The organism is Pseudomonas sp. P105 (assembly GCF_032614175.1).
Lineage (GTDB): Bacteria > Pseudomonadota > Gammaproteobacteria > Pseudomonadales > Pseudomonadaceae > Aquipseudomonas > Aquipseudomonas rhizophila.
In genome coordinates, this window is sequence record NZ_CP126693.1 from 3,632,078 (window position 1) to 3,646,158 (window position 14,081).

At 65.8% G+C, this 14,081-nt stretch carries 1 protein-coding gene; it reads left to right on the forward strand.

Features of this window, described 5'->3' with window-relative positions; translation table 11 throughout:
- The first annotated feature begins 55 nt into the window (after positions 1–55).
- Positions 56–14,002 carry a non-ribosomal peptide synthase/polyketide synthase gene (locus QOM08_RS16295; RefSeq protein ID WP_316911807.1) on the forward strand — a complete coding sequence of 4,649 codons (13,947 nt, stop codon included), beginning with the start codon at positions 56–58 and terminating at the stop codon, positions 14,000–14,002.
- Positions 14,003–14,081 lie beyond the last annotated feature (79 nt).

A 14,081-nucleotide genomic window follows, 5' to 3' on the forward strand; every position in this document is an offset into this window, starting at 1 on the left:
GTTCTTCTCGTCACCACGCCACCACCGTCGCCCCTATTTACGCAGGACCCTTTCAATGACCAGCGAAAAAACCACCGGCAACCCGATCGAAGACATTTACCCGCTGTCGCCGCTGCAACAAGGGATGCTGTTCCACTCCCTGCTGCACGAAGACTCCGGTGTCTACCTGATGCAGGATCGCTACCGCATCGGCGGGGCCATCGATGAAGGCGCGTTCCTCGAATCGTGGCGCCAGGTGGTAGCGCTGCACCCTTCCCTGCGCGCCAGCTTCCAGTGGAAAAGCCAGAAGCAACCGGTGCAGGTGATCCATCGTCAGGTCAAGGTACCGCTGGACACCCTCGATTTGCGCGGGCTCGCCCCCCATGAGCAGGAAGCACGGATCCGCACCCTGCTGGAAGACGAGCAGAAAGTCGGCTTCAACCTGTCCAAGCCACCGCTGATTCGCTTTCGACTGGTGCGCCTGGCTGACGAGTCCTACGAATTCATTCGCAGCTTCCACCACATCCTGATGGACGCCTGGTGCATTTCCCTGGTGACCGTGGACTTCCTCAAAGTCTACGAAGCACTGTGCAACGACCGCACGCCAGAGCTGAAAAGCCCTCGGCCGTTTCGCGATTACATCCAGTGGCTGCAACGCCAGGATGCGGGCAAGGCCGAGCAATTCTGGCGCGGCCAGTTGCAAGGGCTAAACGCGCCCACACCACTGACCGTGGACAACGGCGTGACCCGCGACCGCTACACCGATGCGGTGCTGGTGGACGACCAACTGATTCACCTGAACGAGCAGGAAACCCAGGCGCTGGCGGCGTTCTGCCGCAATCGGCGGATCACCCCGAACACGTTTTTCCAGGGCGTCTGGTCACTGCTGCTGGCGCGCTACAGCGGGCAACAGGACGTGGTCTTCGGCGTCACCGTGGCCGGGCGTCCGGCCGACCTGACCGGCGTCGCGCAAATGATCGGCCTGTTCATCAACACCCTGCCACTGCGGGTGTCGGTGGACCCGAATGCCACGCTCGGCAATTGGCTGGGCGACCTGCAAAAGCTCAACGTCGACATGCGTGACTTCGAGCACACGCCGTTGACCGACATCCAGGGCTGGAGCGATTTCCCCCGGGGCGAGACCCTGTTCGACAGCATCCTGGTATTCGAAAACGCGCCCATCGACGAACAGATCCTCGAAGGCGGCTTCCAGTTCAGCCTCGAAGGCATGGACCACAGCGTGCACACCCACTACGGCTTGACCGTGGTGATCCTGCCGGGGGAACAGCTGGGCATCCGCGTGTCCTATGACCGCGAACGTTTCGAGGCTGCCACCGTGCAGCGCCTGCTGGGCCACATCGCCAACCTGGTGCGCAGCATGCTCGCCGCCCCCGACGCGCCGTTGGCCAGCTTCGAACTGCTGGCCGCCGAGGAGCGCCAACAGTTGCTGGGCGAGTGGGCACTCAACCGCCACGATTTCCCGCTGGATCAAAGCTACGCCGAGCTGTTTGCCGCCCAGGTCGCCCAGCGCGGTGATCAGGTCGCCGCGATCTGCGCCGGTGAGTCACTGACCTACGCCGAGCTGGACCTGCGTTCCACGCGCCTGGCTCATGCCCTGCGCGAGGCCGGCGCCGGTGCAGATCAACTGGTCGCGCTGGTGGCCCCTCGTGGCCTGGCGCTGTTGACCATGATGCTGGCCGTGTTCAAGGCGGGCGCAGCGATGCTGCCCCTTGAGGTCAATCACCCGCCCGAGCGCCTGCGGGAAATCCTCGGGCTATCCCGCGCGCCTCTGCTGGTGGCGAGCGAAGCCTGCAGCGGCCTGCTCGATCAACTGCTCAGCGGCCTCGACCGGGGGCCTGAGGCGCTGTTCGCCGAGGCCTGCTGGACGTCGGGCAACGACGCGCCTCTGCCGGTGCTCGCCGGTCCGGACAGCCTGGCCTACGTGCTGTTCACCTCCGGTTCGACCGGCACTCCGAAGGGTGTGATGATCGAACAGCGCGGCATGCTCAACAACATCTTCGGCAAAGTACCGGCCCTGGGCCTCAGCGCCGCCGACCGGATTCCCCAGACCGCCTCGGTGGCGTTCGACATTTCGGTGTGGCAGTTCCTCGCCGCGCCGGTGCTCGGTGCCACCGTGCACATTCTCCCGGATGAGGTCGCCCACGACCCGCAACGCCTGCTGCAAGTGCTCGCCAGCGAGCGCCTGAACGTGCTGGAAATCGTCCCGAGCCTGATGCGCACCTTGCTCGCGCTGTGCCCGTGCGATTTGCAACTGCCGGACCTGCGCTGGGTACTGCCCACCGGTGAAGCCCTGCCGCCGACCGTGGCCCGCGACTGGTTCGCCCGGTTCCCCGACATTGCCTTGATGAACGCCTACGGGCCGGCTGAATGCGCCGACGACGTGGCCTTCCAGCCGATTTTCGAAGCACCGGGGGCCGAAGTCAGCCACATGCCCATCGGCCAGCCGACCGCCAACAACCGCCTGTATGTGCTGGACGAAGCCCTGCGCCCGGTGCCGGTCGGCGTGGCCGGGGAAATTTGTGTCGGGGGCGTCGGCGTCGGCCGCGGCTATCTGCACGACCCGCAACGCACCGCTGACGCCTTTATCGACCATCCTCAACTCGAAGGTCGCCTGTACCGCACCGGTGACCTGGGGCGCTGGCGTGCAGACGGGGTGATCGAATACCTCGGCCGCCGCGACCAGCAGGTCAAACTGCGCGGGCACCGGATCGAGCTGACGGAAATCGAACACCGTCTCGCGCAGCACCCGAACGTGCGGGAAGCCGCGGTCCTGCTGCGGGAAAACACCGTCGGCGAAGCCTGGCTGGTGGCGTACTGGGCGGCCCATGACCAGGCCCTGGGCAGCGACGACCTGAGCGAGCACCTGCGCGCGCAACTGCCGCCGTACATGGTGCCGGCGGCCTTCGTCTGCCTGGACAAGCTGCCCCTGAACAACAACGGCAAGGTCGATCGCAAAGCCCTCGCCGCCCGTGAGCTGGACTGGCAGGCCGACACCCAGCACAGCATCGCCCCGCGCAACGCGCTGGAAACCAGCGTGGCGTCTGTCTGGGCCGAGGTCCTGGGGCGCGACACAGTAGGCGTGGAAGACAACTTCTTCACCCTCGGTGGGCATTCACTACTGGCGACCCAGATCGTGGCCCGCCTGCGCACCCAATTCAAGCTCGACCTGCCGTTGCGGGTGTTGTTCGAACAGCCGACCGTGGCCTTGCTGGCCAAAGCCATCGCCGCCCGCCAGGCCGAGGCCGCCGCACCACACGCCAACGCGCTCAGCGTGCCCAAGGCCCAGCCTCGTCCGCCGCTGCTACCGCTGTCGTTCTCGCAACAGCGTCTGTGGTTCATCGAACAACTGACGCCGGGCACCACCCTGTTCAACATCCCGTTCGCCCTGCACCTCAAGGGTGAACTCAACGTCCAGGCGCTGCACGCCAGCCTGAACGATCTGCTGGTGCGCCACGAAATCCTGCGTACCGGCATCCACAATAACAACGGCGTGCCCTGCCAGCGCATCAGCCCAACGCTGGACATCTCGCTGCCCTTCGAAGACTTGTCGAGCCTGACCGCCACCGCCCGCGCCGGCGCGCAGTTCAATGCCTTGCAAGACACCTTCGAGCAACCGTTCGACCTGACCTGCCCTCCGTTGCTGCGGGCGCGCTTGCTGCGCCTGGCGCCGGACGAGCATGTGCTCGGCATCGCCCTGCATCACCTGGTCTCGGACGCCTGGTCGGCCACCATCGCCCTGCGCGAGCTGGCCCTGGGTTATGAAGCCCGTTGCAACGGCGCGCCCGCCGCCCTGCCGGCCCTGCCACTGCAATACGCTGACTTCGCCCTCTGGCAGCGCGAACACCTGCAAGGCGCGGAACTCAAGCGCCAACTCGATTACTGGACCACCACCCTGGACCGTCGCGACAGCGACGCCAGCCCGCTGCTGGCCTTGCCCACCGATCATCCTCGGCCGTCGGTGCAAAGCTACCGCGCCGGGATCGTGCAGCGTGAACTCAGCGCCGACCTCAGTGGTCGAGTGCAAGCCTTTGCCAGTCGCCTCGGCACCACGCCGTTCACCGTCCTGTTCGCCGGTTTTGCCGTGCTGATGCACCGTTTGAGCGGCGACGCCACGGTACTGGTCGGCACCCCGGTCACCCACCGGGAACAGCCGGGCACCGAAGGCCTGCTGGGCATCTTGCTGAACAACCTGGCGATCCGCGCCGACTTCGAGCCGCAAGCCGACTTCACCGCCCTGGTCAAACAAGTGGCCGAGCGTATGCGCAATGGCTTGCTGCATCAGGACCTGCCGTTCGAACAATTGGTCGACAGCCTGCAACTGCCACGCAGCCTCAGCCATGCACCGCTGTACCAGGTGATGGTCGCCCAGCAACTGGCCATGGAGTCGCGGTTGCGCTTCCCCGGGCTGGAATTCGAAGCCCTGGACACGCCGCTGCGGCACTCCGAATGCGACTTGGACTTGCACGTGCTGTGCCCGGCCAATGCGCCGATCCAGCTGGAGCTGATGTTCGCCCTAGACCTGTTCGTCGCCGACAGCGCCCACCAGACTCTCGCGCGCCTGGAGCATCTGCTCGAACACATGCTCGCCGAGCCACAGCGCCCGGTCGCCGCCTTGCCGCTGCTAATGGACGCGGAGTGGCAACGCACCGTGGTCGAGTGGAACCGCACCGAGATGCAGGTGCCGACGCACCTGACCTTTGCCCAGTTGTTTGAACAACAGGCCGAGCGCACCCCGGAACGCGACGCCCTGTGTTTCGAAGGCCGCAGCCTGAGCTACGGCGAACTGAATCGGCGCGCCAACCAGGTGGCGCATTACCTGCGCAGCTGTGGTGTCGGTGCCAACCGCCCGGTGGCGCTGTGTGTCGAGCGTTCGCTGGAACTGCTGGTCGGCCTGCTGGGCATTCTCAAGTCCGGCGGCGCTTATGTACCGCTGGACCCGACCTACCCGGTGGATCGCCTGGCGTATATGCTTGAAGACGCGCAGCCGGCACTGTTCCTCGGCCAGCAGGGTTTGCTGGAACAGCTGGGCGCCGAACTGCCACGCTTGCGCCTGGACAGCGACGCAGCACTGTTCGCCAACCAGCCGGACAGCAACCCTGCCCCGCTCGCCGGCCCGCAAGACCTGGCCTACATCATGTACACCTCCGGCTCGACCGGTAAGCCCAAGGGCACCCTGGTGACCAATGGCTCGGTGGTCAACCTGGCCTGGGCGCGCATCCATGGCTTGTATCGCCGCTACACCGACCAGCCGATGCGCACCAGCTTCAACTACTCGTTCGCCTTCGACAGCTCGGTGGCCGAGCTGATCCTGCTGCTCGACGGCCACAGCCTGTACCTGACCCCGGAAGACGTGCGCTACGACCCCGAGGCCTTGGCTGGGTTCTTCCGCAACACCCGTCTGGAAGCCTTCGAGTGCACCCCCGCACAGCTCAAGGCCTTGCTTGAAAGTGACGGCGTTCGTCGTGGCGAGGTGTACCTGCCGCGCTTCGTGCTGTTCGGTGGCGATGCGGTGGATGCGCAGCTATGGCAGCGCTTGCCGTCGATTGCCGGCAGCCGCTTCTTCAACACCTACGGCCCAACCGAATGCACGGTCGATGCAACCGGTTGCGCGGTGGATGACTTCCCGCTGCGGCCGATCATTGGCCGGCCGATCGCCAACGTGCGCACTTACGTGCTCGATGCTTTCCTCAACCCGATGCCGGTGGGCGTCCCGGGGGAACTGCACATCGGCGGTGCCGGCGTGACCCTGGGCTACCTCAACCGTGCCGAGCAGACCGCGAAGGTGTTCATCGAAGACCCGTTCTCGTCGCAGCCCGGCGCGCGGATGTACAAGTCCGGCGACCTGGTGCGCTGGCTGCCCGACGGCCAGCTCGAATACCTGGGACGCATGGATCATCAAGTGAAGATTCGTGGCTTCCGCGTCGAACTGGGAGAAATTGAAACCCTGATCGGCGCCCAACCGGGCGTGCGCCAGGCCGTGGTATTGGCCCGTGAAGACGTGCCCGGCGACAAGCGCCTGGTGGCCTACGTGACCTGCGACCAGCAGGCCGATATTCACGCCTGGCGCAAAGCCATTGGCGCCGCCCTGCCCGACTACATGGTGCCCTCGGCATTCGTGCTGCTCGATGAGTTGCCGCTGACCGACAACGGCAAACTCAACCGCAAGGCTTTGCCGGCCCCGGACATCCAAGCCGCGCCAGACGCTCTGCAGCCACCGCGCAGCGCCGCCGAACAGCAACTGGCCGCCCTGTGGGCCGAGTTGCTGAACGTGCCGTCGTCGCAGATCGGCCGTGACAGCCACTTCTTCTACCTCGGCGGCCACTCGCTGCTGGCGGCGGCGCTGTTTGCCCGCCTGCGTCAACAGTTCACCAGCGTGCCACCGTTGCGCTCGGTATTTGAACACCCAACCCTTGAAGCCTTGGCCGCGCTGCTGGGCGATCCCCTGCAAGCCCCGGCGGCGACCTTCGCTGCACCGGCACGTCCGGTACGCCTGCCGCTGTCGTTCGAACAGCAACGCCTGTGGTTCCTCGAACAACTGAGCGCCGGCGGTGGTGAATACAACGTGGTCAGCGCCGTGCAACTGGACGGCGAACTCGATGTCCAGGCCCTGCAAATGGCCCTGAACAATGTGGTCCAACGCCACGAAATCCTGCGCAGCCGCATCGTGCGCGACAGCGACGGTGAGTTGGCGCTGATCGTCGAACCGCAAGTCGCTATCACCTTGCAAGTCACGCCACTGCAGGCCGCCAGCGACGAGCAGTGGCAACAACTGACCGACGCGGCGATCCACGCGCAAACTGGCCGCCGTTTCGACCTCGCCGCCGAAGTGCCCGTGCGTGCCACACTGCTGCAACGCAGCGGCGGCGCCCAGTCGCTGCTGTTGCTCAGCCTGCACCACTGCGCCACCGATGACGCCTCCAGCCAGAACCTGCTGGATGAGCTGCGACAGTTCTACACCGCCCAGTGCCAGGGCACTCCGGCGGCACTGCCGGCGCTGGCGCTGCAATACCCCGATTATGCCCTCTGGCAGCGCGAGCCCAGTCAACAGACCATGTTCAGCAGCCAACTGGAATACTGGCGCAACCAACTGGAGGACGGCGACTACCTGCTGGACCTGCCGACCGAACAGGGCCGTCCGAACCAGCTCGCCCCAGCGGCCGGCGCAGTGCAACTGCAATTGCCGTCTGCCCTGGTGGCACGCCTGCGGCAGTTCGCCCAGCAACGCGGCGCCACGCTGTACATGCTCATGCTCGGTGCGGCGCAGTTGCTCTTGGGGCGCTACGCCAACCAGCGCGACGTACGGGTCGGCAGCCCGGTGGCCCAGCGTCCATTCGCCGAGCTGCAACCGCTGATCGGCTGCTTCGTCAACACCGTGGTCATGCGCGCCGATCTGGATCCGACGCTGGATTTCGAAGGTTTGCTGGGCCAGGTGCGCAACCGTGTGCTGGATGCCCAGCAGCATCAGGACGTGCCGTTCGACCAGGTCGTGGAACACCTGAAACCTTCGCGCAGCCTCGGCCAGACGCCGCTCTTCCAAGTGCTGTTCGCCATGCAGAACGCCGATTCGTCGAGCCAGCCATGGCCGCAGTTGCAGGTCAGCGAACGGGCGGTGACCGCCCAGGCCACCAAGTACGACCTGAACTGGGAAGTGCACGACGGCGAGGTGCTGTCTGTGTTGCTGGAGTACCGCGCCGCGCTGTTCAGCGAAACCACGGCCCGGCGTTGGCTGGAACAATGGCAACAACTGCTGGAAACCATGCTCGAAGCACCACAGACCCGTCTCGGCGACTGGTCACCGTTGCCAGCGGCAGAACGTCAGCGTCAACTGGTCGAATGGAACGCCACCGAGCGCAACTACAGCGGCCCGACCGACCTGCACACCGCGCTCAGTCAACAAGCCGCCCTGAGCCCTAACGCCCCGGCATTGGTGTTCGAAGGCCAGCGCCTGAGCTATGCCGAGCTGGATCAACGGGCGCAAACCGTTGCCCGGGCCCTGCGTGCGGCCGGCGTGGGCAGCGACAGCATCGTGCCGCTGTGCATGGAGCGTTCGGTGGAAATGGTTGTGGCCTTGCTCGGCATCGTCCATGCCGGCGCCGCGTGGTTGCCGCTGGACCCGGAATTGCCGGCTGCACGCCTGGCGTTCCTGATCGAAGACGCCGATGCCAAGGTCACCTTGACCCAGGCGCAGTGGCTGGCGCGCCTGCCCGCCGGGCATCAGGCCTGGACCCTCGACGCCCTGCCCCAGGCCCCAGCGTTCGAGCCGATCAACGTCGAAGCTCATGACCTGGCCTACGTGCTCTACACCTCCGGTTCCACCGGCCAACCCAAAGGCGTGATGAACGAACACGGCGCCTTGATGAACCGCCTGCACTGGATGCAGGACGCCTTCCCGATTGGCCCGAACGACCGTGTTCTGCAAAAGACCCCGTACAGCTTCGACGTGTCGGTGTGGGAGTTCTTCTGGCCGCTGATCACCGGCGCGACCCTGGTGGTCGCCCGCCCGGACGGGCATCGCGACCCGGCCTATCTCAGTCAGTTGATCCAGCAGGAGCGGGTCACGACCTTGCACTTCGTACCGTCGATGCTCCGTGCCTTTGTCGAAGAACCGAGCCTGATCAACTGCCATAGCCTGCGCCAGGTGTTCGCCAGCGGTGAAGCCCTGCCGGTGGATCTGGTGCGGCGTTTCATGGGCCAGCACCCAGCGGCCCTGATCAACCTGTACGGCCCGACCGAAGCGGCCATCGACGTCTCGGTCTGGCGTTGCTCGGCCAACGACGTGATCGTGCCGATCGGCAAGCCCATCGCCAACCTGCGCTTGTACATCCTCGACGAGGCCATGCAACCGTTGCCGATTGGCAGCATCGGCGAGCTGTACATCGGTGGCGTCGGCGTGGCCCGTGGTTACTTGAAACGTCCGGACCTGACCGAGGAACGCTTCCTCGCCAGTCCATTCGTGGCCGGTGACCGCCTGTACCGCACGGGCGACCGTTGCCGCTTCCTGGCCGATGGCAACATCGAGTACCTGGGGCGTCTCGACCATCAGGTGAAGTTGCGCGGCCAGCGCATCGAGCTGGGGGAAATCGACGCCGCACTGCTCGCGCAGGCCGGTGTTCGCGATGCCGCTACCTTGTTGCTCGACCAGCGCCTGGTGAGTTTCTGGTGCGGAGACGCCGATGAGGCGACCCTGCGTGCCGAGTTGAGCGACAGCCTGCCCGCGCACATGCAGCCCAGCCTGTTCGTGCAGCTCGACAGCCTGCCGCTCAACAGCAACGGCAAGCTCGACCGCAAGGCATTGGCCGCCACGCCGCTGCCACAGAGCCAAAGCGACCAGCCGCGCACAGCACCGCGCAACGCCACTGAAAGCGTACTCTGCGAACTGTTCGGCGAAGTGCTGGGTTGTTCGCCAGTCGGCATCGAAGATCACTTCTTCCAACTCGGCGGCCACTCCTTGCTGGCCACCCGCCTGGTCAGTCGGGTCCGTGAGCGCCTTGGGGTTTCCCTGCCCTTGCCGCTGGTGTTCGCCCAACCGACGGTCGCGGCCCTGGCCGAGCATCTGCGCGCGGCCATGCCCGGTGAGTCGATCAGCGCACAACCGCGCCCGGCGCAATTGCCCCTGGGTCTGGCCCAGCGCCGATTCTGGATGCTCAGTCGCCTGGTGCCGGAATCCCGCGAGTACCACATGCCGTTTGCCCTGACCTTGCGCGGTGAGCTGCAGGTCCAGGTCTTGCGCGAGGCCTTTGAGCAGCTCAGCCAGCGCCATCTGGTGCTGCGCAGCCGGATTGTCGAAGTCGACGGCGAGCCGCAATTGCTGATCGACGACCACGGACCGGCGCTCGCGGTCACTGAAGTCGCGACCCAGGACTGGGCCTCGGCCTGCGCCAACGCCCAGGACGAACTGATGACAGCGTTCGACCTGGCCGCCGCCGCACCTTGGCGCGCGCATCTGCTGCAACGTCAGGGCAGCGACGAAAACCTGCTGCTGGTGTGCCTGCACCACAGTGCCACCGACGGTTGGGCCATGCAGTTGCTCATCGACGAACTGACCCAGGCCTACGCCGCCGGCCTCAACGGGCAGTCGCCGGCCTGGACGCCGCTGGAGATCGACTACGTCGATTTCGCCCTGTGGCAACAGCACCCGGACACCCAGGCCCGACGCAGTGACAGCCTGGACTACTGGAAAAACCACCTGGGCCAGGAAGACTACCAACTCGACCTGCCCATCGACCATCCGCGTGGCGCCGAAGCAGATCGTCGCGCTCGGCAACTGACCCTCCGTCTCGGCACCCAGCGCGCCGAAGCCATCCGTCAGTTCGCCCGTCAGCGCGGCACCACCACCTATGTGGTGCTCGCCACGGCCTTGAGCGCGCTGCTGGCGCGTTACAGCGGTCAACGGGAGATTCGCTTCGGCACCCCGGCGGACCAGCGTGATCAACCGCAAGCCCAGACACTGCTGGCCTGTCTGGTCAACACCCTGGTGATCCGCAGCGACGTCGACCAACGGGCTCCGGCCGAGCAATTGCTCACCAGCCTTGAGGCCGACCTGCGCGCAGCCCAGGCCCATGCCGACCTGCCCTTCGCCACCCTGGTCGGTGCTGTCGCGCAAAACCGCGACCTGAACCGTACACCGCTGTTCCAGGTGCTGTTCTCCCTCAACTATGGCCGGGTGGACAGCAGCCAATGGCCGGGGCTGAACGTCGAAGAGCAGATGCTGCCGGTGATCGACGCCAAGTTCGAACAGAGCTGGGAAGTCCAGGACGATGGCAGCGACATGACGCTGGCGCTGGAATACCAATCGGCCTTGTTCGACGAAACGACGATGCAACGCTGGAGCGCGCAGTGGTGTGCGCTGCTTGATGCCTTGGTGGCAACCCCTGGGCGCACGCTGGTCGAACTGTTCCCGCAACAGCAGGATCAGCAGCAACTGGATCGCTGGAACGCCACCGAACGTCACTACAGCGGCCCGACCAACCTGCACACCGCGCTCAGTCAACAGGCAGCTCTGAGCCCCAACGCCCCAGCGCTGGTGTTCGAAGGCCAGCGCCTGAGCTATGCCGAACTGGATCAACGGGCGCAAACCGTTGCCCGGGCCCTGCGCGCCGCCGGTGTAGGCACCGACAGCATCGTGCCGCTGTGCATGGAGCGTTCGGTGGAGATGGTCGTGGCCTTGCTCGGCATCGTCCATGCCGGCGCCGCGTGGTTGCCGCTGGACCCGGAATTGCCGGCTGCACGCCTGGCGTTCCTGATCGAAGACGCCGATGCCAAGGTCACCTTGACCCAGGCGCAGTGGCTGGCGCGCCTGCCCGCCGGGCATCAGGCCTGGACCCTCGACACTCTGCCCCAGGCCCCAGCGTTCGAGCCGATCAGCGTTGAAGCTCACGACCTGGCCTACGTGCTCTACACCTCCGGTTCCACCGGCCAACCCAAAGGCGTGATGAACGAACACGGCGCCTTGATGAACCGCCTGCACTGGATGCAGGACGCCTTCCCGATTGGCCCGAACGACCGTGTTCTGCAAAAGACCCCGTACAGCTTCGACGTGTCGGTGTGGGAGTTCTTCTGGCCGCTGATCACCGGCGCGACCCTGGTGGTCGCCCGCCCGGACGGGCATCGCGACCCGGCCTATCTCAGTCAGTTGATCCAGCAGGAGCGGGTCACGACCTTGCACTTCGTACCGTCGATGCTCCGTGCCTTTGTCGAAGAACCGAGCCTGATCAACTGCCATAGCCTGCGCCAGGTGTTCGCCAGCGGTGAAGCCCTGCCGGTGGATCTGGTGCGGCGTTTCATGGGCCAGCACCCAGCGGCCCTGATCAACCTGTACGGCCCGACCGAAGCGGCCATCGACGTCTCGGTCTGGCGTTGCTCGGCCAACGACGTGATCGTGCCGATCGGCAAGCCCATTGCCAACCTGCGTTTGTACATCCTCGACGAGGCCATGCAACCGTTGCCGATTGGCAGCATCGGCGAGCTGTACATCGGTGGCGTTGGCGTGGCCCGGGGTTATCTGAAACGCCCGGACCTGACCGAGGAACGCTTCCTCACCAGTCCATTCGTGGCCGGTGATCGCCTGTACCGCACCGGTGACCGTTGCCGCTTCCTGGCTGATGGCAACATCGAGTACCTGGGGCGTCTCGACCATCAGGTGAAATTGCGCGGCCAGCGCATCGAGCTGGGGGAAATCGACTCAGCGCTGCTTAACCTGCCGGCCATCACCGGCGCCTGCACCCTGGTCATCGACAACCGCCTGGTGGCGTTCTACAGCAGTAGCACCGCGCAGTCGGACCTCGACACCCAGCTTGCGGCCGAACTGCCGGCGTACATGGTGCCGGCGGTGTGGGTGCAAATCCCGGCCCTGCCCCTGAGCACCAACGGCAAGATCGACCGCAAGGCCCTGGCTGCCCTGCCCCTGCCAAGCACCCAGAAAGACTACGCGGCACCGCGCAACGAGCTGGAACGCCTGCTCTGCCAGTTGTTCGGCGAACTGCTCGGCGACACCTTGACCGGCGGCCGTGAAGTCGGCACCTCGGACAGTTTCTTTGCCCTGGGTGGTGACTCGATCCTCGGCCTGAAACTGATCTCGCGCCTGCGTGAACAGGGCTATTCGCTCACGCCACGGGACCTGTTCCGTTCGCCGACCCCGGCGGCGCTGGCCCACGTGACCACGACTCTGTTGACCCAGGCCGAGCAAGGCGACGTGACCGGGCCAATGCCGCTGATGCCGTTGCACCAGTGGTTCTTCGACCAGCAGCAGGTCCAGGCCGCCCACTGGAACCAATCGGTTCTGGCCGACAGCGACCGTCGCCTGGAACCGGCCATCGTGCAAGCCACGCTGGACCGGCTGGTGGCCCACCACGACGCCCTGCGCTTGCGTTTCAGCAACATCGACGGGCAATGGCAGGCGCACATCGCGCCGGTGGCCCCGGCCAAACTGACCCGCTGCGAGCGCCCGGAACAACTGCTGCACGTCGCGCAGAGCCTGGACCTGCAACACGGCCCGTTGTTTGCCGCAGCCCTGTTGGAGGGCACGCCGCAGCGCCTGTACCTGGTGGCCCATCACCTGGTGGTCGATGCGGTGTCCTGGACGCCGCTGCTGGAAGACTTCCAACAGCTGTACCCCGCCCTGGAACGTGGCGAAAGCGCGGCGTTGCCGGCAAAAACCACCTCGTATCGTCAATGGGCCGAACACCTGCAAGCCCATGCCGCGAAGGCTGCTACCGAGCATCGCTACTGGAGTGCCCAGGTCGGCACGAACCGGCCGCCAATGGCCACGGTCGCCGAGCGCCAGACACTGGCGGCCTGCTGGGATGCCAGCCGCACGCAGCAATGGCTGACCGAGTCCCACGCGGCGTACCGCACGCAACCGGAAGAACTGCTGATCGCCGCCCTCGCCGCGACCCTGGCCGAGGTCGAACAGCGCAGCGATATCGTGGTGGACCTTGAGCGCCACGGACGTGACGCACCGTTTGCCGGGCTGGACGTCGGCCGCACCGTCGGCTGGTTCACCACGCTGTACCCACTGCGGGTGAACGCCCACGGTGCCGCGGGCGAGCAGGTGCGCAACGCCAAGCAAGCCTTGCGTGACGTACCCGGCCAAGGCCTTGGCTACGGCTTGCTGCGTCAGCGCGGCGAGTTGCCGGCCAGCCACGGTGATGTGCTGTTCAACTACCTGGGGCATGAGCAAACGCCAGAGGGCTGGTTACGCGCCAGCAGCCTGACCCCGCCGCCGGAGGTGGCCCCGGTGAACCGAGTGACCCATGCCCGTGAAGTAGTGGCCTGGCTGGAGGACGGCGTGTTGCGTGTCGAATGGCACAGCGTCACGCCGAACGCCGACAGCCGTTTGCCCGCTCGTCTGCTGGAACACTTGCAGGCGCTGGTCGAGCACTGCCTCGACCCGCAGGCCGGTTCGCTGATGCCAGCGGATTTCCCGCTGGCCAAGGCGCTGAACCAGAAGTCCCTGGACAAGCTGCTGGGCAAACTCAAGACCAAACCCAATTCCCAAAGCTAGCGAGCGACGCCGCGCCCGCGCAGGTCTCGGACCGGCGCGGCGCCCTGATCGACTCACTTGAGTTTTCAAGACTTTGAAA

Excerpts from the sequence above, each read along its gene's own strand:
- QOM08_RS16295 (WP_316911807.1), top strand. The coding sequence starts at position 56 with ATGACCAGCGAAAAAACCACCGGCAACCCGATCGAAGACATTTACCCG.